18 protein-coding genes are annotated in these 19650 nt (G+C 67.2%); 12 read left to right on the top strand and 6 right to left on the bottom strand.

The window, feature by feature from the left end:
- Nucleotides 1-128 precede the first annotated feature (128 nt).
- From ppdK to AC1RLU_RS10495, 3 genes are read left to right on the top strand one after another with little or no spacing between them, the layout of a single operon-like run.
- Complete coding sequence (gene ppdK / locus AC1RLU_RS10505) at nt 129-2813, top strand: pyruvate, phosphate dikinase (protein ID WP_492795454.1); 2685 nt, start codon at nt 129-131, stop codon at nt 2811-2813.
- Nucleotides 2814-2816: 3 nt separating this feature from the next.
- Nucleotides 2817-3371 (top strand): cupredoxin domain-containing protein, encoded by a 555-nt coding sequence (locus AC1RLU_RS10500; protein WP_492795453.1) that lies wholly within the window; start codon nt 2817-2819, stop codon nt 3369-3371.
- Between the two features lie 11 nt (nt 3372-3382).
- Nucleotides 3383-4084, top strand: a complete 702-nt coding sequence (locus AC1RLU_RS10495) for an HAD family hydrolase (RefSeq protein ID WP_492795452.1) — start codon at nt 3383-3385, stop codon at nt 4082-4084.
- Nucleotides 4085-4120: 36 nt separating this feature from the next.
- On the opposite strand, the gene AC1RLU_RS10490 is transcribed toward AC1RLU_RS10495, so the two are convergent.
- Nucleotides 4121-4615 (bottom strand): GFA family protein, encoded by a 495-nt coding sequence (locus tag AC1RLU_RS10490; protein WP_492795450.1) that lies wholly within the window; start codon nt 4613-4615, stop codon nt 4121-4123.
- Between the two features lie 271 nt (nt 4616-4886).
- Between AC1RLU_RS10490 and AC1RLU_RS10485 the strand changes: the two genes are divergently transcribed.
- From AC1RLU_RS10485 to AC1RLU_RS10470, 4 genes are all read left to right on the top strand, one after another.
- Entirely contained in the window at nt 4887-5096 is a 210-nt protein-coding gene (locus AC1RLU_RS10485) for a cold-shock protein (RefSeq protein ID WP_061964689.1), read from the top strand.
- Between the two features lie 181 nt (nt 5097-5277).
- Complete coding sequence (locus AC1RLU_RS10480; protein ID WP_082617058.1) at nt 5278-6795, top strand: DEAD/DEAH box helicase; 1518 nt, start codon at nt 5278-5280, stop codon at nt 6793-6795.
- A gap of 78 nt (nt 6796-6873) precedes the next feature.
- Nucleotides 6874-7143: a translation initiation factor IF-1 gene (infA, locus tag AC1RLU_RS10475; protein WP_061964687.1), complete on the top strand. Its 270-nt coding sequence runs from the start codon at nt 6874-6876 to the stop codon at nt 7141-7143.
- 274 nt (nt 7144-7417) lie between these two features.
- Entirely contained in the window at nt 7418-7684 is a 267-nt protein-coding gene (locus AC1RLU_RS10470; RefSeq protein ID WP_061964685.1) for a hypothetical protein, read from the top strand.
- 232 nt (nt 7685-7916) lie between these two features.
- Here AC1RLU_RS10470 and AC1RLU_RS10465 read toward each other — a convergent pair whose 3' ends face one another.
- Together AC1RLU_RS10465 and AC1RLU_RS10460 are read right to left on the bottom strand one after the other, a co-directional pair.
- Entirely contained in the window at nt 7917-8510 is a 594-nt protein-coding gene (locus AC1RLU_RS10465) for a hypothetical protein (protein WP_091855826.1), read from the bottom strand.
- Between the two features lie 591 nt (nt 8511-9101).
- Nucleotides 9102-10307: a cell wall hydrolase gene (locus AC1RLU_RS10460; RefSeq protein ID WP_492795449.1), complete on the bottom strand. Its 1206-nt coding sequence runs from the start codon at nt 10305-10307 to the stop codon at nt 9102-9104.
- Nucleotides 10308-10637: 330 nt separating this feature from the next.
- On the opposite strand from AC1RLU_RS10460, the gene AC1RLU_RS10455 reads away from it, so the two are divergent.
- Nucleotides 10638-11870: an MFS transporter gene (locus tag AC1RLU_RS10455; RefSeq protein WP_492795448.1), complete on the top strand. Its 1233-nt coding sequence runs from the start codon at nt 10638-10640 to the stop codon at nt 11868-11870.
- Between the two features lie 97 nt (nt 11871-11967).
- The gene (gene acuI, locus AC1RLU_RS10450) at nt 11968-12954 is read left to right on the top strand and encodes an acrylyl-CoA reductase (NADPH) (RefSeq protein WP_492795446.1); all 987 of its coding nucleotides are present in this window, start codon (nt 11968-11970) and stop codon (nt 12952-12954) included.
- Nucleotides 12955-12956: 2 nt separating this feature from the next.
- Here the strand turns inward: acuI and AC1RLU_RS10445 are convergent, their stop codons facing one another.
- Together AC1RLU_RS10445 and AC1RLU_RS10440 are read right to left on the bottom strand one after the other, a co-directional pair.
- A complete protein-coding gene (locus AC1RLU_RS10445; protein ID WP_061964675.1) occupies nt 12957-13856 on the bottom strand; it encodes a LysR family transcriptional regulator in 900 nt (299 codons plus the stop codon).
- A gap of 84 nt (nt 13857-13940) precedes the next feature.
- Nucleotides 13941-14909 carry an L-threonylcarbamoyladenylate synthase gene (locus tag AC1RLU_RS10440; protein WP_492795445.1) on the bottom strand — a complete coding sequence of 323 codons (969 nt, stop codon included), beginning with the start codon at nt 14907-14909 and terminating at the stop codon, nt 13941-13943.
- Between the two features lie 187 nt (nt 14910-15096).
- Here AC1RLU_RS10440 and AC1RLU_RS10435 point away from each other — a divergent pair, with 187 nt between their 5' ends.
- The gene (locus AC1RLU_RS10435) at nt 15097-16872 is read left to right on the top strand and encodes an acyl-CoA dehydrogenase family protein (protein WP_492795444.1); all 1776 of its coding nucleotides are present in this window, start codon (nt 15097-15099) and stop codon (nt 16870-16872) included.
- A gap of 17 nt (nt 16873-16889) precedes the next feature.
- Here the strand turns inward: AC1RLU_RS10435 and AC1RLU_RS10430 are convergent, their stop codons facing one another.
- Nucleotides 16890-17684, bottom strand: a complete 795-nt coding sequence (locus AC1RLU_RS10430; protein WP_492795443.1) for a class I SAM-dependent methyltransferase — start codon at nt 17682-17684, stop codon at nt 16890-16892.
- A gap of 89 nt (nt 17685-17773) precedes the next feature.
- Here AC1RLU_RS10430 and AC1RLU_RS10425 point away from each other — a divergent pair, with 89 nt between their 5' ends.
- Together AC1RLU_RS10425 and AC1RLU_RS10420 are read left to right on the top strand one after the other, a co-directional pair.
- A complete protein-coding gene (locus AC1RLU_RS10425) occupies nt 17774-18646 on the top strand; it encodes an SDR family NAD(P)-dependent oxidoreductase (protein ID WP_492796201.1) in 873 nt (290 codons plus the stop codon).
- On the top strand, nt 18630-19490 hold the full coding sequence (locus AC1RLU_RS10420; protein WP_492795442.1) for an SDR family oxidoreductase: 861 nt from the start codon (nt 18630-18632) through the stop codon (nt 19488-19490). The genes AC1RLU_RS10425 and AC1RLU_RS10420 overlap by 17 nt, the downstream gene beginning before the upstream one ends.
- Nucleotides 19491-19650 lie beyond the last annotated feature (160 nt).

The raw sequence follows: 19650 nt of genomic DNA, 5'->3' as shown, positions 1-19650 counted from the left end.
TCATGTCGGTTTGGGCATGAGCGCCTCATCCCCGCTGCCGATGACCAATGGCCATCGACGGCACGCACACGAAACTTTCAAGCCGGCGCGGCGTTTGCCCTGTCCGGTTGAACAGAAGAGGCTATGTGATGGCAGGTGGGAAGTGGGTCTATACCTTCGGCGACGGCAAGGCCGAGGGTGAGGCAGGCATGAAGAACCTGCTCGGCGGCAAGGGCGCGAACCTCGCCGAGATGAGCAATCTGGGCCTGCCCGTTCCGCCCGGCTTCACCATCACCACCGAGGTCTGCACCGCCTATTACGACAACGGCAAGAGCTTCCCGGCCGAGCTCGATGGGCAGGTCCGGACCGCGCTCGCGGGCATGGGCAAGCTCACCGGCAAGACCTTCGGCGATCCCGCCAATCCGCTGCTCGTATCGGTTCGCTCCGGCGCCCGCGCCTCGATGCCGGGCATGATGGACACCGTCCTCAATCTCGGCCTCAACGACGAAACGGTCGAGGCTGTCGCGAAGGCCTCGGGTGACGAGCGCTTCGCCTGGGACAGCTATCGCCGCTTCATCACGATGTATTCCAACGTCGTGCTCGATATCGACCACGGCCTCTTCGAGGAGGCGCTGGAGGACTACAAGGAGCGCAAGGGCCTGCATCTCGACACCGATCTCTCGGCCGCCGACTGGAAGCTGCTGGTCGGGAAATACAAGGAGATCGTCAGGAAGGAGCTCGGCTCCGACTTCCCGCAGGACCCCGAGAAGCAGCTCTGGGGCGCGGTGGGCGCCGTCTTCTCCTCCTGGATGAACGCCCGCGCCATCAAGTATCGCGAGTTGAACAGCATCCCGGCGAGCTGGGGCACGGCGGTCAACGTCCAGTCGATGGTGTTCGGCAACATGGGCGACACCTCCGCGACCGGCGTCGCCTTCACCCGCAATCCCTCGACCGGCGAGAACGCGCTCTATGGCGAGTTCCTGATCAATGCCCAGGGCGAGGACGTCGTCGCCGGCATCCGCACGCCGCAGGACATCACCGAGGCCGCCAAGAAGGAGGCCGGCTCCGACAAGCCCTCGATGGAAGCGGAGATGCCGGAGGCCTATGTCGAGCTTTGCCGAATCTACGGCATCCTCGAGAAGCACTATCGCGACATGCAGGACATGGAGTTCACCATCCAGGAGGGCAAGCTCTGGATGCTGCAGACCCGGTCCGGCAAGCGCACCGCCAAGGCGGCTTTGCGCATCGCGGTCGAGCTCGCGACCGAGGGCCTGATCACGCAGGAGGAGGCCGTCGGCCGCGTCGAGCCCGGCGCGCTCGACCAGCTGCTGCACCCGACCATCGACCCCAAGGCCGAGCGCCGCGTGCTGACCACCGGCCTGCCGGCCTCGCCCGGCGCCGCCGCCGGCGAGATCGTGTTCAATTCCGACGATGCCGAGGCGGCGAAGAAGGCGGGCCGCAAGGTCATCCTCGTCCGCGTCGAGACGAGCCCTGAGGACATCCATGGCATGCATGCCGCCGAGGGCATCCTGACCTCGCGCGGCGGCATGACCTCGCATGCGGCGGTCGTGGCGCGCGGCATGGGCAAGCCCTGCGTTTCCGGCGCCGGCCAGCTCCGCATCGACTATGCCAAGGGCGCGCTCTCCGTCGGCCCGAACACGCTGAAGGCCGGCGATTTCGTCACCATCGACGGCGGTACCGGCCAGGTTCTGCTCGGCGAGATCAAGATGCAGAAGCCGGAACTCTCCGGCGAGTTCGCGACGCTGATGGGCTGGGCGGACAAGGTCCGCCGCCTCAAGGTCCGCGCCAATGCCGAGACGCCGGAGGACGCCAGGACCGCGCGTGAATTCGGCGCCGAGGGCATCGGTCTTTGCCGGACCGAGCACATGTTCTTCGAAGGGGATCGCATCCAGGCGGTGCGCGAGATGATCCTGGCGCAGGACGACAAGGGCAGGCGGGCTGCGCTCGCCAAGCTCCTGCCGGTGCAGCGCCAGGACTTCGTCCAGCTCTTCAGCATCATGAGCGGCCTGCCGGTGACGATCCGCCTGCTCGATCCGCCGCTGCACGAATTCCTGCCGCATGGCGAGAAGGAGATCGGCGAGGTCGCAGCCGCGCTCGGCGTCACCCCCGAGGCGCTGAAGCACCGCGCCGCCGAGCTGCACGAGTTCAACCCGATGCTCGGCTTCCGCGGCTGCCGTCTGGCGGTGGCCTTCCCCGAGATCGCCGAGATGCAGGCCCGCGCCATCTTCGAGGCGGCGGTCATTGCCGCCAAGGAGACCGGCAAGCCGGTGATCCCCGAGGTGATGGTGCCGCTCGTCATGGGCAAGCCCGAGCTCGACCTGGTCAAGGCCCGCATCGACGCCATGGCCAAAGCGGTGATCGAGGAGAGCGGCACGAAGATCGACTATCAGGTCGGCACGATGATCGAACTGCCGCGCGCGGCGCTACGCGCCGCCGAGATCGCGGAGAGCGCCGAGTTCTTCTCCTTCGGCACCAACGACCTGACCCAGACGACGCTCGGCATCAGCCGCGACGACGCCTCCTCCTTCCTCGGTTCCTACACCGCCAAGGGCCTGCTCGACGCCGATCCCTTCGTCACCATCGATCAGGACGGCGTCGGCGAACTGGTGAAGCTCGCCGCCGAGCGCGGCCGCAAGACCCGTTCGGGCATCAAGCTCGGCATCTGCGGCGAGCATGGCGGCGACCCGGCCTCGATCGGCTTCTGCGAGAGCGTCGGGCTCGATTACGTCTCCTGCTCGCCCTTCCGCGTGCCGATCGCCCGCCTTGCCGCTGCGCAGGCGGCGCTGGGCGCGATCAAGCCGAAGGACGGCTGAGCCGTGGCGGGCGGGCGGCTCATCGGCTTCGGCGGGCTGCTGCTCGCTTTGAGCTGTGGCTTTGCTGTCCCGTCTCTGGCGCAGGCGCCGGATCTCTGCAGCGGGCAGCCTGCCGGGATGCAGAAGTCTTGCCGCGAAGCGTTGGAATTGCTTGTCCAGGGCGGCAGGCAGGAGCCGGAACCGGCGCGCCGCATTCTGGCGACCGGTACTCCGGAAGGCTGGCGCTATGACTATCTTCAGCCGGGTGGGGTGGGTTCCGACGATGAGTGTGTCGTCAGCGGAGCGCTGGTGCTTCCGGCCGACACGGCCGTGCGTCTCTCGGTGACGGCGAGCGATATCATCCGCCCGTGGCGGCTGCCGCAGTTCAATCTGGACCTGACCGGGATCCCCGGCCGGATCGAGGACAAGATCATCAAGCTGCCGCCGGGTGAGGTCGGCGACCAGGCCGCGGCGCCCGCGGGCGATGAGAAGCCGGTGGCGGTTCGGGTGCTGCCGCCCGATGCCTATGCCGAATGGGAGGGGCAAACGCTCCCTCCGTCCTGCTTTGCCTCCGGCTGAGGGCGCGAGCGATGCCGAAGCTCACCACCATCGGCTTCGACGCCGACGACACGCTCTGGCAGAACGAGCAGTTCTTCCGGATGACGGAGGATCGCTTCGTCGCGCTGCTCGGCGAGCACGGCGAGGCGGCCGAGATTTCCGGGCGCCTTCTGGAAGCCGAGAAGCGCAATCTCGGGTTCTACGGTTTCGGCATCAAGGGCTTCGTGCTCTCGATGGTCGAAACGGCGATCGAGGTCACGCGAGGGCAGGTGCCGGCTTCCGTCATCGGCGAGATCCTCGCCGCCGGCCGCGAGATGGCGGCCCATCCGGTCGAGACCTTGCCGCATGCCCGTGAGACGCTGGCGGCACTCTCCGGCGATTACCGGTTGGTCCTGATCACCAAGGGCGACCTCTTCGACCAGGAGCGCAAGCTCGCCCAGTCCGGCCTCGGTGATTTCTTCCACGCGGTCGAGATCGTCAGCGACAAGAAGCCGGATACCTACGATCGCATCTTCGCTCGCCATGGCGATGGGGCAGGGCAGGCGATGATGGTCGGCAATTCGCTGAAGTCCGATATCCTGCCGGCGCTGGAGGCCGGGTCATGGGCGGTGCATGTGCCGCATGAACTGACCTGGGTGCTGGAACATGCCGCGGAGCCCGTGGGACATGGCCGCTACCACGCGATCCCGAATCTCGGCCCGCTGCGCAGTCTCATCGAACAGCTCGTTCGCTAATCTGTTCGTAGCAAGCTACCTCGGCGGGCCGTGGGATCAATCGACCCACAGGCCGCGTTTGCGGTGCCAATCCTCGATCGATTCCTCGGGATACTCGTCGAAGCTCTGGTCGTTCGGCCCGATCGCCGGCTCGACCCAGCCGGCTTTGAAGCGCAGCATCAGATGCGTCTTTTCGGGTGCGCGCGGCAGATGGCTGTCGATTGCGGAAGCGAAGGGGTGGAGCAGCTCCGGCCAGCGCGGGTCGAACAGCCAGAGAGCGGTGCCGCAGCTGGTGCAGAAGCGGCGCTGCGCCTTTGAGCGCTCGCAAGCCCCGTCATCGCTCTCGATCTCCGCGCTGAAGCTGCCGATCTTGTCCTCGCCTTCGACCTTCAGCGTCGCGGCGTCGGCCGAGAGGTTGATCGCGAAGCCGCCGCCGCCCGCCGTCTTGCGGCAGATCGAGCAGTAGCAGAGCTGGTAGGGGACCGGGGCATGGCTTTCGACCGAGAAATGCACGGCTCCGCAGCGGCAGGAGCCCTTGAGCGTGATCGGCATGATGTGGCCTCCTTTTCCTGCAAACCATCTGCTTGCCGGCTCGGTTCCAAGCGGCGATGGCCCCTTGCTGGACGGTTCTTGCATTTCGTGCTACCCATGCCGATGTATGACGAGATGCGGCCGGGTTCTGGCCAATCCTCCGCGCGGGCAATCCGGTCGGCGGGCACGATTCAGATCCACCACACATCGCTACAAGACCATTGCAAGGCGTCCGCGCGTCGAGCTCTGGGTCGCAACGATACGCGGATCTGAAACGTAAGGATTCTACGCCATGGAAAAAGGCACCGTGAAGTGGTTCAACGCCACCAAGGGCTACGGCTTCATCACCCCTGAGAACGGCGGCCAGGACGTGTTCGTCCACATCTCCGCCGTCGAGCGCGCCGGCCTGCGCGAGCTGCATGACGGCCAGGTCGTCTCTTTCGAACTCGTTGCCGATCGCAAGACCGGCAAGACCTCGGCCGGCAACCTCGTCGTCGCCTGAGCCAATACCTGATCGACCGGGCGGGCCTTGAGCCATCCCGGTCCACGACAAGCCTGCCGGCGCTGTGGCTAGCGGTTCGCCGGCAGGTCCGACTATCTTTGAATTCAGGCCGGATGCGGGCCTGCGGCGCAGCCGATTCCACATGCGCCCCCCGCGATCACGGCGCCCAGAAAGCCCTTTCTTGACCAAGTTTACCGATCTCGGCCTTGCCGAGCCCCTTCTCAAGGCGCTCGCAGCCGAAGGTTATGAGACGCCCACGCCCATCCAGGCGCAGGCCATCCCCCCCATTCTCCAGGGCCGCGACCTGCTCGGTGCCGCCCAGACCGGCACCGGCAAGACCGCTGCCTTCTCGCTGCCGATGCTGCATCGGCTGCTCGGCAAGCCGCGCCAGATGCCGGCCCGCGCCGTGCGGGCGCTCATTCTGTCGCCGACGCGTGAACTCGCCGCCCAGATCGAGGCGAGCATCCGCACCTACGGCCAGTTCACCACGCTGCGCTCGACGGTGATCTTCGGCGGCGTGCCCGTCGGCAAGCAGATCCGCGCGCTCGGCGACAAGGTCGACATCCTCGTCGCCACGCCCGGCCGCCTGCTCGACCTCGTCGACCAGCGTGCCGTCTCGCTGCGCGAGATCGAGTTCCTCGTCCTCGACGAGGCCGACCAGATGCTCGATCTCGGCTTCATCCACGCGCTGCGCCGTATCGCGACCCTGATTCCGAAGGAGCGCCACACGCTGCTCTTCTCGGCGACCATGCCGAAGCCGATCCGCGAGATCGCCTCCGCCTATCTCACCGACCCGGTCGAGGTCGCGGTGGCGCCGGTCGCGACCACCGCCGAGAAGATCGACCAGCGCGTCATCTTCACGGAAGCCCACGACAAGCCGGCGTTGCTGGCGAAGACGCTGAACGTGCCCGAACTCGAGCGCGCCATTGTCTTCACCCGCACCAAGCACGGTGCCGACAAGGTCGTGCGCCAACTCGGTGCGTCCGGCATCGAGGCGGCCGCGATCCACGGCAACAAGAGCCAGAGCCAGCGCGAGCGGGCGCTCGGCGCCTTCCGCGACGGTAGCTTGCGCATCCTCGTCGCCACCGACATCGCCGCCCGCGGCATTGATGTCGACGGCATCAGCCATGTCGTGAATTTCGACCTGCCGAACGTGTCGGAGACCTATGTCCACCGGATCGGCCGCACGGCGCGCGCCGGTGCGGCGGGCATCGCCATCGCCTTCTGCACCCCGGAAGAGCGCGGCGATCTCGCCGCGATCGAGAAGCTGACCAAGGTCGCGATCACCCCGATCGGCGAGGTTCCCTACTGGGACGGCCGTACGCCGAAGAAGCCGCCGCAGAACCAGCGCGGTGGCGGGCGCGGCCAGCAGCAGAACGGCGGCGGACGCGGCGGTCCAGGCCGCCCGCAGGGCCAGCAAGGTGCCCGCCCGCAGGGCCAGCAGCAGGCTCGTCCGCAAGGACAACAGCCGCGCGGCGGCAAGCCCGGTGAGGGCGGCCAGCGTAGCCAGCCTGCCAATGGCGGTCCGCGCCAGGAGCGTCACGAACGCCCGCGTCATCCCGAGCGTGCGCCGCGCCCTGAGCAGGCCGCACAGCGAAAAGACGGCGTTTCCGCAAAAGAAGGGCTTGGCGGCGTCGCGTTCTTGCAGCAAAGAACACAGCAACCACGCACCAACGGCGCCCGGCGGCGCGCGCGCTGACGCGCGATCGGCCAGAACAGGGCGAGCCTCTTTGACGATGGCTCGCCCACGCGCCCTAGGGCTCACGAAGGACGACAGATGGCGAAAGAAGAACTGCTTGAATTCGACGGCACCGTGGTCGAGGTGCTTCCGGACGGCAACTATCGGGTGAAGCTCGATAACGAGCACATCATCCTGGCCTATGCCGCCGGCAAGATGAAGAAGAACCGCATCCGCACGATCGCGGGCGATCGCGTCATCGTCGAGATGTCGCCTTACGACCTCGATCGCGGCCGCATCAATTTCCGTCAGAAGACGGCTGGTCCCGCTCCGGGCGGCCCGCCGCGCCAGAACTTCCGCCGGCGCTGATCGAAGGGTCTACCCTGATTATGGACGCGGTTTTGATCGGGCCAAAACGGCCGAGAGCCAGGAGGCGCCCGCCGCCCGATGCCCTCGGCATCGGGCAAGGGACCGACACAGCTATCGTCCGTTTTCGCCCGACCCCGAAGGGGCGCGGGCCTTTTGGTCGGCTGGTGCGTCGCGCGGCCTTGCAAACCGGACAGTTTGCCGTGGCCACGCTCCTGCCCGCCAACCAAAATGCCCTGCGTCAAAACCGCGTCCATAATCAGGGTAGACCCTACTGATGCGCCCGTCGCGAAACGAGCTGTTGTTCGTCGCGCTGGGCGCTGCCCTCGGCGCCGTGGTCGCCTATGGGGTCAAGGCCGGCTTCGTTGCATCCGACGGAGCCCTGCCGCCCTTCGCCATCGTGCTGCTCGGGTTGGGCTTCGTCGAGTTGCTCGTCGGCTATGCAACGGGCCGTTCGCCCGGAACGCTGGTCGGCATGCCCGCCCGCTTCCTTGCCTTCGTCGTCGGCGTCTGCGTTGTCCTGCTCGGCGGCAAGTTCGCCTGAGCGGGCAGGGCGCGAGGCGCTCCTTGCGTCATGCTCGGGCTTGACCCGAGCATTTCCGGCCAAAAGGCCCCCGATCCTGCGAGAGATTCTCGGGTCTGCGCTTCGCTCCGCCCGAGAATGACGGCCCCTTCCCCGCAAAGCCGCCCAAGAAAAAACCCCGGCGCGAGGGCCGGGGTGAAAGTGGTCGTTCCGTGGTAAAAAAGGGTCTGCGCGAAACTCTGTCCCGATCCGCTCAGTAGCGGGAGCGGGACCAATACTGCGAGCCGGGGCTGACCATCACCTGGCGCTGCCTCGTCTCGTAGACGGCGGGGATCTCTTCCCGCACGACCTGGGTCGGACGCACCATCACCTGGCGCTGACGTTGCGTATAGACGGCGGGGACCGTCTCGTAATCGATGGTGGCCGGCGATACCTCGACGCGGCGGCTTTGGTAGCCGTAGCGGGCGGGTACATCGACCCAGCAGCCGACCGTATTGCCATAGGCGTCGCGGGTCACTTCCCAGCGGCGGCCGGCAGCGGAGATCAGCACCTTCTCCGTCACGGTTTCGTAGACGGCGGCACGGTGATGCGGGATGCGGCGCTCGGGAGCGATCATCACATTGTCGGTCACGGTCTCGTATTCGGCCGGGACGACGCGGCGCTGCACCTGTGCCGGGCGAACCTGGTAGGTCTCGTTGATCGAGCCATAGACCGGCGGCGCGGTAACCAGGTTGTAGCAGGCGGAGCCGCGGCAGCCGCCACCGGCCTGGGCGACTGATGCGCCGAGCAGAAGCGCCGTCGCGAGGCTGGAAGCGGCGATGAACCCTGAGGAAAGCGAGCGCACCATGTTGGACCTGACCTGTCGGTTTCGGCGCCAGGCGCCATTCGTGAGGACAGGAAGCCCGCTCGAAGTGATGAACGCAAGGTAAACGCTAAAACAAGGTAAAATTAACCAGTTCGGCGCGGCCCGCGCATTCATGCAGATTGCGTCCAAGTAAAGGTAAACGCTCGATTTTTAGGAATTTTGAGGGCGGTGCGCGGGGCGGTTGGGAGCGCTCATGGCATTAACGGCGGCGATCCAAACGGCTCGCGGCCTGCTCGATCCCGTGCCCTTCGAACGAAGGATGCCGGGCCCGTGATCGTCTCGCTATGACACCCGAAAGGCGTGGCCCAGACACATGCCGCAGCCTCGGGCTGGCCCGTTGAGGGAAAAGGTCGCCGCGTCGCTTTTGCCGGAAGGTCACATGGACGATCTCAAGGACAACGCGTTCGTCGCGCTCTGCCTGTGCCTGACTGCGATCGTGACGCTCGGCTGGATCGGTGTGGTCGGTTACGGCGTCTGGCATTTCCTGTTCGGATAGCTCATCGCCTGCCGTACCGTTTCAGGGAAGGCGATGGCCCGGGCGCGCCGATGGCCGGCAGCGGCCGTTCGGGGCGATCAGGTCTGCCCCGGCCGCAGCTGATAGAAGACGTGCTGGCCGATCGTGTCCATCTTCTTGAGCTTCTTCGCCCAGTACGGACGCACGTAGTTCGCGTGGTAGTGGGTCGAGGCCCCGACATCCGGCAGGTAGGTCGTGCCGTCATAGACCTCGCGCGCGATCCTGACCGCATCGCGCCAGGAGGCGGGCTCGGTGATGCGCAGCGACTTGCCCTCGCAGGTGAAGGTGAACTGGCAGGCGAGATAGCGGTTGCTGTTCTGGTAGACCACCCCGCAGACGCTGCTCGGATAGAGCCCGCTCTTGACCCGGTTCAGCACGACCTGCGCCACGGCCGCCTGGCCGAGGAGCGATTCCGAGCGGGCCTCGAAATAGACGGCTTCCGCGAGGCAGCGCTGCTCCTTCGCCATGCTCTCCGGCGCGATCAACTGGGTATAGTCCTGCTTCACGCCGGGCTCTGCCAGGCGCAGGTCGCGACCGGCCGGCGCCGAGGCGAGCGCGATGCGTGCGCGCTGCTGCTGGGGTGCGGAATGAGCGGGCAGGGCCGGCGGCGTGAGCGTGCCCATGACGGAGCCGACGAGCGGTGTCGACGACGAGACCTGGCTTGCCGCTGGCACCAGGGGCGAGGAACCGTCGATGCTTTCCAGATGCAGCTCGGCCTGCCGCGCCGAATGGATCTTCGGCTTCAATGGCGATACCGGCGAGGAATCCGACAGGGCCGGATCGGTCAATCCCTCGTCATTGGCATCAAGCTCGAAGCCGATCTGGGGGCCGTCGACGGCTTCGGCGGCGCGCATGGCGTCGATCGAGAACCCGCCCGAGATCAGCTTCGGCTGGGTCTCGCCGAAGACCACGCGCTCCAGCTCGACGGAAGGATGTTCGGTGAGGCCCGGCCGCAGGCTCGGCAGCATGTCGCCCTTGGCGGTGCGGTCGACCTCGGGGAAGGTCGCCGCGGCGGAGCGCTTCATGTCCTCGCGCGGCGCGCGCGGGTCGACGACGATGCGGCGCTCCGGATCTTCGAAGGAGAGCTTCGCCTGCGTGACGGCCGAGGTCAGGGCGAGACCCGGCAGCCGGAAAGCGCTGGCGGCGACCAGCATGGACGGACCCTCGGCCAGTTCCGAGACGGGGCCGGGCGCGACCCGGGCAATGGCGCTCGACGGCAGGCCGTTGGGCCCGAAATTCTGGCCGGCGGAGGCGGTGAAGGACACGAGCATGCCGACGGACAGGGCCCAGGGCGCGACGGTGCTCGCGGCCCATCTGATGCCGAGGGGGCGCGCATTCCGCCCATGCCTGTGGACACGCCAATGACTCAAAGCGACAAAACCCGTCCCGATCGCACGGAACGAAAAGCGCAGCCGAACCCGCGCGCCTTCGTTGGATTCCGTTATCGCCTCGGTAAGGTTGAGCGCCGGTTAACGGCCGCCGCGCCTCTTGCCTTTCATCTGTCGCCGTGATGCGAGATTTCACGAAATCGCGCTGGTTGCCGTGCGGGCAGGGCGCTAACGTGTAGGCACACATTCGATGCTTCGGAGACATCCATGACGTCCACTCCAGCGCGCAGCTATGCTCCGGAGATCATCGTCGCGGCCGGCTGCCTGATCGCCCTGATCACCTTCGGCCCACGGGCCAGCGCCGGCCTGTTCCAGATTCCTATGACGGTCCAGTTCAACTGGGGCCGCGATACGTTCAGCCTGGCACTGGCGATCCAGAACCTGCTCTGGGGCCTCGGAGCCCCGTTTGCCGGGGCGATCGCGGACCGGTACGGCACGGTGCGTGTGCTCTGCGTCGGCGCGCTGCTCTATGCCGGCGGTCTCGTCATGATGGCCTATGCGACGACGCCGCTGCAGCTCCATCTCGGCGCCGGCGTGCTGATCGGTTTCGGCCTCTCGGCCTGTTCGTTCAACCTCGTGCTCGCTGCCTTCGGCAAGCTCCTGCCGGAACAGTGGCGGCCGATGGCCTTCGGCGCCGGCACGGCCGCCGGCTCCTTCGGCCAGTTCCTGTTCCCGCCGATCGGCAACATCCTGATCGACACGCTGGGCTGGCAGCAGGCGCTCGTCGTCTTCGCCTTCACGCTGCTGCCGATCCTGCCGATCTCGATCGTCATGGCGACGCGCAAGACCGGCGCTGCGGCCGGTGCCGCCGCGGCCAATCTGCCCAACCAGACCATCGTTCAGGCGCTGGGCGAGGCCTTCAAGCATCGCAGCTACGTGCTGCTCGTGCTCGGCTTCTTCACCTGCGGCTTCCAGCTCGCCTTCATCACCGTGCACATGCCGGCCTATCTCAAGGATGCCGGCTTGCCGGCCTGGGTCGGCGGCTGGACCTTGGCCGTGATCGGCCTCGCCAATGCCGTCGGCTCGCTCTCCTCGGGCTGGCTCTCGACACGGATGCCGAAGCGCCATCTCCTCGCCTGGATCTATCTCGGCCGGGCGGTGGCGATCGCCGCCTTCATCCTGTTGCCGCCCAGTCCGACGACGGCGATCACCTTCGGCGTCGTGATCGGCCTGTTCTGGCTCTCGACCGTGCCGCCGACCTCCTCGCTGGTCATGCTGATGTTCGGCACGAAATACATGGCGATGCTTTATGGCTTCGCCTTCTTCTCGCACCAGGTTGGTGGGTTCCTCGGCGTCTGGCTCGGCGGCGTGCTCTACGAATCGATGGGCAATTATCAGTTCGTCTGGTGGCTCTCGGTTGCGCTTGGCGTCGCCTCGGCCCTGATCAACCTGCCGATCGTCGAGAAGCCGGTGAACAGGCCGGAAGCGCAGCCGGCCTGATCGGGAAGACTGATCTACACACGGCCGATGGGGTTGCGGTGGCGCCACGCCGCTGCAACCTTGTCGGCGTTCGTGTTTGTGCATTTCGGAGATGGTGATGACGACGTTCAAGGCTCTCGTGGCGACCAAGGGCGAGACGGGAACCAATCTCGCCTTCACCGATTTCGCCGAGAGTGACCTGATGGAGGGCGACGTCACCGTCCGCGTCACCCATTCGACGGTGAACTACAAGGATGGCCTCGCCATTACCGGCAAGGCCCCGGTGGTGCGCCGCTGGCCGATGATCCCCGGCATCGACTTCGCCGGCCGGGTCGAAGCGTCCGGCCATCCCGATTTCAAGCCGGGCGACCTCGTCGTGCTCAATGGCTGGGGCACCGGCGAAACCCATCTCGGCGCCTATGCGCAGAAGAGCCGGGTCAAGGGCGACTGGCTGGTGCCGCTGCCGGCAGGGCTGACGCCCGCTGAGGCGATGGCGATCGGTACTGCCGGCTATACCGCGATGCTCTGCGTGCTCGCGCTCGAGAGGCACGGTCTCAAGCCCGCCGACGGTCCCGTCGTGGTCACCGGCGCGGCTGGCGGTGTCGGGTCGGTCGCGATCGCGCTGCTGGCCAAGGCCGGCTGGCATGTCATCGCCTCGACCGGGCGGGCGGAGGAAGCCGATTACCTGAAGAGCCTCGGCGCCGCCGAGATCATCGACCGCAACGAGCTTTCCGCGCCGGGCCGTCCGCTTGGCAAGGAGCGCTGGATTGCCGGCGTCGATGCCGTCGGCTCGCACACCCTCGCGAACCTGCTCGCCATGACGAAATATGGCGGGGCCATCGCCGCCTGCGGCCTCGCCCAGGGCATGGACCTGCCGGCCTCGGTCGCACCCTTCATCCTGCGCGGCGTCGCGCTGCTCGGCGTCGATTCCGTGATGTGCCCGAAGCCGCGCCGGATCGAGGCGTGGGCGCGCCTCGCCAGCGACCTCGACCGCGACAAGCTCGGCCTGATCACGACGACGATTCCGCTGGACGCCGTGATAGAGACCGGCAAAGCGATCGTCGAGGGCAAGGTCAAGGGCCGCGTCGTCGTCGAGATCGGCTGAGGCTACCCCTCGAACAGCGCGCGCTGCCGTGCGAGCTCGTTGCTGCAGAAATCCATGAAGGCGCGCACCCGCGGCACATGCCGGATATCGGGATGGGTCAGCACCCATAAGCCGGTAGCGAAATCCGGATTGGGCGGCAGGAGCCGGATCAGGTCCGGCCGCTGGTCGGCGATGAAGCAGGGTAAAGGCCCGATGCCGAGCCCCTGCGCGACCGCTTCCGCGATGCCGAGAACGGCCGAGCTCTTCAGCGCGATCCGTTCCGGCGCGACATGCTCGCGCACGAAGCGGGCCGCCTTCACATGCGAGAGCTGGTCGCCGAGCGCGACCCAGTCGCGCTGGTAGAGCAGCGCCGGGCTCGCCTCCTCCTCCGTCGTGATGCCGTCCTGCGCGCGGCCATAGATCGCCCAGGCGATGGTGGCGATACGCCGGCCGACCAATGTCTCGCCCGGCGTGTCGCTGGCGCGGATCGCGATATCGGCGTCGCGCTTCGACAGGTTGAGCGCCTGGTTGCCGATGACGACATCGAGCCGGATCAGCGGGTGCGCCCGGCGAAACGCCGCGAAGATCGGCAGCAGCACGTTCTGGTAGAGCGTGTCCGTTGTCGTGATCCGCAATTCGCCGGATGGAGCGACGTCGCGCCCGGCGAGGCGCCGGGCGAAGGCGGTGACATCCTCGTCCATGCGGCTGGCCAGCGCCGCCATCTCTGCGCCGGCGACCGTCGCGACATAGCCGGTCTTGCGCCGCTCGAAGAGCGGCAGTCCTACCAGCTCCTCGATCTGCCCGAGCCGCCGGAACACGGTGGAATGGTTGACGGAGAGCGCCGCTGCCGCCCCGGTCAGCCCGTCATGATCGGCAATGGCCTTGATCAGCCGGAAATCGTCCCAGGCAAGCTTGGCATTCATCGGCAAGGCGTCCTCCAGCCGGCACGCAAGCCGATATCTTGCATCGTTGCAAGCTGGAGGAATTCAAATCCCGGAGAGCAGGGCTCAGCGTGGCGCGGCGGCGCGCCGCAAACGGTCGTTGATCGCCTCGCCGAGCCCATGCTCGGGAATGCGGGCGACCGCGATGGTCTTCCGCCCGATCTCATCGAGCCGGCGCATGTATCCAAAGAGATGGGCGGCTGCCTCGCGGAGGTCGGCGGTGGGGCTCAGATTGAGCGAGGCAGGGTATTCGCGCTCCTCGGGGCCGAAGCCGAGCCAGGCCTCGCCGTCATGAGGAGCGTCGGCGTCGAGCCTCACGCGTGCCGCCGGCGCATAATGCGAGGCGAGCATGCCGGGCGAGATCGGCGCATGGCCGGCATCGCCCGCGATGACGAGCGGCCGGCCGATCACATGCTCGATCGCCTCGCGCGGCACCCCGCCGGGGCGCAGCAGCCGCGGCGCGCCGTCGAGGCAGGCGACGATGGTCGATTCGACGCCGACCTCGGTGGGGCCGGCATCGATGATGGCGTCGATGCGTCCATCGAGATCGGCCATCACATGGGCCGCGCTGGTTGCGCTGATCCGGCCGGAGCGGTTGGCGGAGGGCGCCGCGATCGGCCGCCCGGCCGCCTCCAGCACTGCATGTGCGACCGGATGGGCCGGAACGCGCAAGGCGACGGAGGGAAGTCCCGCCCGCGCCAGATCGCTCACCGTGCAGCCGGCAGAGGCCGGCACGACAAGCGTCAGCGGCCCCGGCCAGAAAGCTTGCGCCAGCGCCAGCGCGTTTGCATCGAACAGGCCCTGCCGGCGCGCGCTCATGAGATCGGGCAGATGCGAGATCAGCGGGTTGAAGCTCGGCCGCTCCTTGGCGGCGTAGATGCCGGCGACGGCGGTGCCGGAGGTCGCGTCGGCCGCAAGCCCGTAGACGGTTTCCGTGGGCAGCGCCACGAGCCCGCCCGCCTGCAGCAGCGCCGCCGCATCGGCGATGCCGGAGGCATCGGCGGCGAGCAGCTTGGTCGGGCGGGAGGCGAGCATCTGATGGTTCACGACGAGATTGACCGAAGATAGTTTATATATAAACTAATCGGCGAGCAGGCCTTCGGACGAAGGTCGCGCTCGCTTGCGCGTGGCTTAGGCGATAGTTCCTCGCTACCATCGCGGCAATGGCAAATGCAGGTTGCGGCTGCCCTTGCGGGTTAAGGCCGGCCTTGAGGAGAGAGAGATGAGCTATCGCGCCCCGGTTTCGGACATGCTCTCGACCATGCGCCATGTCGCGGGCCTCGATCGACTGATCACTGACGGACTGGCACCGGAGCTCGAAGGCGGGGTCGCTGAGGCCGTGCTCGACGAGGCTGCGAAGTTCGCCGCCGATGTGATCGCACCGCTGAACCGCGTGGGGGATGCCCACGGCTCCAAGCTCAAGGACGGTGCCGTCACCACGCCGCCGGGCTGGAAGGAGGCCTACAAGGCCTGGGCCGAGGCCGGCTGGAACGCATTGCCGGCGCCGGAAGCCTATGGCGGGCAGGGCCTGCCGACCCTGCTGCAATCGGCCTGCATCGAGATGTGGAACTCCGCCGCCTTCGCCTTCGCGCTCGGCCCGCTGCTGACCGTCGGTGCCATCGAGGCGATCCATGCGCATGGCTCGGAGCATCTCAAGGAGACCTATCTCGCCAAGCTCGTCTCCGGCGAATGGATGGGCACGATGAACCTGACCGAGCCGCAGGCGGGCTCGGACCTCAACGCGCTGCGCAGCAAGGCCGAGCGCGTCGGTGACGGCACCTACCGCATCACCGGCCAGAAGATCTTCATCACCTATGGTGAGCACGACCTGACCGAAAACATCGTCCATCTCGTGCTGGCGCGCCTGCCCGATGGCCCTCCCGGCACGCGCGGCATCTCGCTCTTCCTCGTGCCGAAATTCCTGGTCAATGCCGACGGCTCGCTCGGCGAACACAACGATCTCCGCTGCTCCGGCATCGAGCACAAGCTCGGCATCCATGCCTCGCCGACCTGCTCGATGGCCTTCGGCGATAAGGACGGGGCGATCGGCTGGCTGATCGGCGAAGAGAACCGCGGCCTCGCCTGCATGTTCACGATGATGAACAACGCCCGCCTCAACGTCGCGCTGCAGGGCGTTGCCATCGCGGAACGTGCCTATCAGCAAGCGCTCGCCTTCGCGCATGAGCGCAAGCAGGGCGCCGCGCTCGATGCGCCCAAGGGTGCGCCGATGAGCCCGATCATCGTCCATCCGGATGTGCGCCGCATGCTGATGGACATGCGCGCCAAGACGCAAGGTGCCCGCGCCATTTCCTATCAGGTCGCCGAGGCGCTCGACCGCTCGCATCGCGAGAGCGACGAGGCCAGGCGCAAGGCCGCTTCCGAACGCGCCGCGATCCTGACGCCGATCGCCAAGGCCTATGCGACGGATATCGGCATCGATGTCGCCTCGACCGGCGTGCAGGTCCATGGCGGCATGGGCTTCGTCGAGGAAACCGGCGCAGCCCAGCATCTGCGCGACGCCCGTATCGCCGCGATCTACGAGGGCACCAACGGCATCCAGGCGATCGATCTCGTCACCCGCAAGCTGCCGCTGTCGCAGGGCGATGCGGTGCATGCTCTGATCAACGAGATGCGCGGCATCGTCATGGAAGTCGAGCGTGCCAACACGCCGGGCTTCGGCCATGCTGCCGCCCGGCTTGGCGCGGCTGTCGATGCGCTGGAGCGCGCGACCGAGTGGATGCTCGGCGCACTCGGCGGCAAGCCGGCCGACGCGCTGGCGGGTGCCACCCCCTATCTCAAGCTCTTCGCGCTGGCGCAGGGCGGCACGGGTCTCGCGAAGAAGGCGCTCGCTACCCGTTCGGAAGCCGACGGCACCGCCGATCTCGCCACCGCCCGCTTCTATGCCGAATGCATCGCGACCGAGGCTCCGGCCTTGGAACTCGCGGTCACGGAAGGTGCCGGCGCCATCGCCGACGCGGTTGCGGTCTTCGCCGCGTGAAGGCAGTGGCGCCCCGTTCAGGCGGCCGCGCCCTTGCGGGCGCGAATGTGCAGGAACAGCGGGGCGATATGTGTATCGGCGAGATAGGGGATGGCCCGCGCCGTCTGCGCATCGACATGCGGCTCGGCCATGTGCTCGATCGTGAGCCCCGCCGCAACGATCATCGCCACCCATTCGCTCAGCGTGCGGTGGAAGCGCGGCACGCGGAACGGCTCGACGCTGGCCTTGATCTCGGCCGGGGCGGCGCCGAAGCGCCAGGTCTCGATTTCGCCGTCGACGCCGTCGAAATAGCGGCCGACCTCGATCGCACGGATTTGGCCGGCGTCGTCGCGCAGAACCTTGCGATAGGGCGGCGCAAAGCAGGGATGCAGGATCGAGAACTGGAGGAAGCCACCGGGCTTCAGCACGCGCGCCGCTTCCGCCAGCGCCTTGTCCTGCCGGGGCATGTCCATCATCGACATGAAAGCGGTGGCGAAGTCGAACTGAGCATCCGGAAAGGGCAGGGCGGTACCGTCTCCGAACCGGTAGTCGATGCCGAGCGGCGCTGCGGCTTCCGCCTCCTGCGCATGGCGGATGAAGGTCGGGGCGATGTCGACGGCAACCATGCTCCCGCCGGCTTCGGCCAGCTTGCGCGTGTTCGAGCCCTCGCCGCAGCCGATATCGAGACCGTTCAGTCCCGTGATATCCGGCAGGTTCGCCAGGAAGACCGGCGTGTTCAGCGCATCGCGATAAAGGTCGTAGCCGGCCCGCGCATGCCGGGTCCAGATCTCGGCATTGGCCTCCCAGCAGGCGGCGACATCGGTGCTGTCCATGGTGCGGCTCCGTTGCGAGGGGAGCGGGGCTATAGAGCAGGGGGCCGGCTCTGGCCAGCGGCGATTCGCCGGGAATGCTCATGACCCCCATGCAACCATCGCTCTCCGGCCGCATCTGCCTCGTCGCGGGCGCTTCGCGCGGGCTTGGGCGCGGCGTCGCCAAGGCCCTGGGCGATGCCGGCGCAACCGTCATCGTCACCGGCCGCTCCAGCGAGGCGGGTCCCCGCACTGACCAGCGTCTGGAGACCTTCGAGGATGCCGCCCGCGAGGTCGAGGCGGCCGGCGGCAAGGGCTATCCGTATCGCTGCGACCATACCAGCGAGCGCGAGGTCGACGGGCTCGTGGCCTGGTCGTTACGCCGTTTCGGCCGGCTCGACTGCGTCGTCGATGCGGTCTGGGGCGGCAATGAAGGCTATGACGGCGAGCGCTATCCCGATGGCTCCGGCTTCGGCACGCCGTTCTGGCGCCGTCCCGTCGCAAGGCTGGGCGAGAGCTTCGAAAGCGGCGTCTATGCCCAGCTTTTGCTGGCGCGAGCGGTGGCGCCGGCCATGGTGCAGGCGCGCTCAGGACTGATCGTCACGCTGAGCTTCGACATGGCCGGGGGTTATCTCGGCGATGTCTTCTACGACCTCGCCAAGGCGGCGATGAACCGCTTGAGCTTCGCGATGGCCGAAGAGCTGACGCCCTTCGGCGTCACCGCGCTCGGCCTGTCGCCGGGCCATGTCCTGACCGAGCGCGTCCGCGATGCGGGTCTCGGCGCCGAGACCACCGAGACGCCGCTTTATGCCGGCCGTGCCGTCGCGGCATTGGCTGGTGACCCCGACGTCGCACGCCATGCCGGCCGGATGCTGCATGTGGCCGATCTCGCGCGCGCCTATGGCTTTACCGACCGGGACGGTTCGCAGCCGGCCCGCTATGTCATCAGCAATGAACAGGGAGGTGGGGATGTCGCTCAAGGGTAAGACGCTTTTCATCACCGGCGGCTCGCGCGGCATCGGCCTCGCCATCGCGCTCAGGGCAGCGAAGGACGGCGCCAACGTCACCATTGCCGCGAAGACCGCGGAGCCGCATCCGAAGCTGCCGGGCACGATTTATACCTCCGCCGCCGAGATCGAGGCGGCCGGCGGCAAATGCCTGCCCTTGATGGTCGATGTCCGCGACGAGCAGAGCGTCGCTGATGCGATCGCGAAGACTGCCGAGACCTTCGGCGGCATCGACATCGTCGTGAACAACGCCAGCGCGATTTCGCTGACCAATACCGAGATGACCGACATGAAGCGCTACGATCTGATGAACCAGATCAATACGCGCGGCACCTATATGGTCTCCAAATACGCCATTCCGCATCTGGAGAAGGCGGAGAATCCGCATATCCTGATGCTTTCGCCGCCGCTCGACATGAAGACGCAGTGGTTCGCGCCGCATCTGGCCTATTCCATCGCCAAATACGGCATGAGCCTGTGCGTGCTGGGGCTTGCCGGCGAGCTGGCGCGCAAGGGCATCGCGGTCAACGCACTCTGGCCGCGCACGACCATCGCGACCGCGGCCGTCCAGAACCTGCTCGGCGGCGACAAGATGGTCCAGGCGAGCCGCACGCCGGAGATTCTCGCGGACGCCGCCCATATGATCTTCTCGAAACCGTCCCGCACGTTCTCCGGCAACTTCCTGATCGACGACAGCTTCATGGCCCGCGAGGGCGTCACCGACTTCACGCCCTATCGCGTCGACCCGTCGGTGCCGCTGATGCCGGATTTCTTCGTGCCGGCCGACAGCCTGCCGCCGCAGGGCGTGAAGGGCGGGGTGTGAAACCCCCGGTATTCCTCAGCCCTCATCCTGAGGAGCCATTCCCTCGGAATGGCGTCTCGAAGGATGCTTCAGGAGGCTCCGAGGCATCTGGACCATCCTTCGAGACGCGCCTGCGGCGCTCCTCAGGATGAGGGCTGAGGTTTCCAAAGAGGACCACGTC

Source organism: Allobosea sp. GW822-FHT05A11 (assembly GCF_058800455.1).
This window is presented reverse-complemented; position numbering and strand designations above follow the sequence as displayed.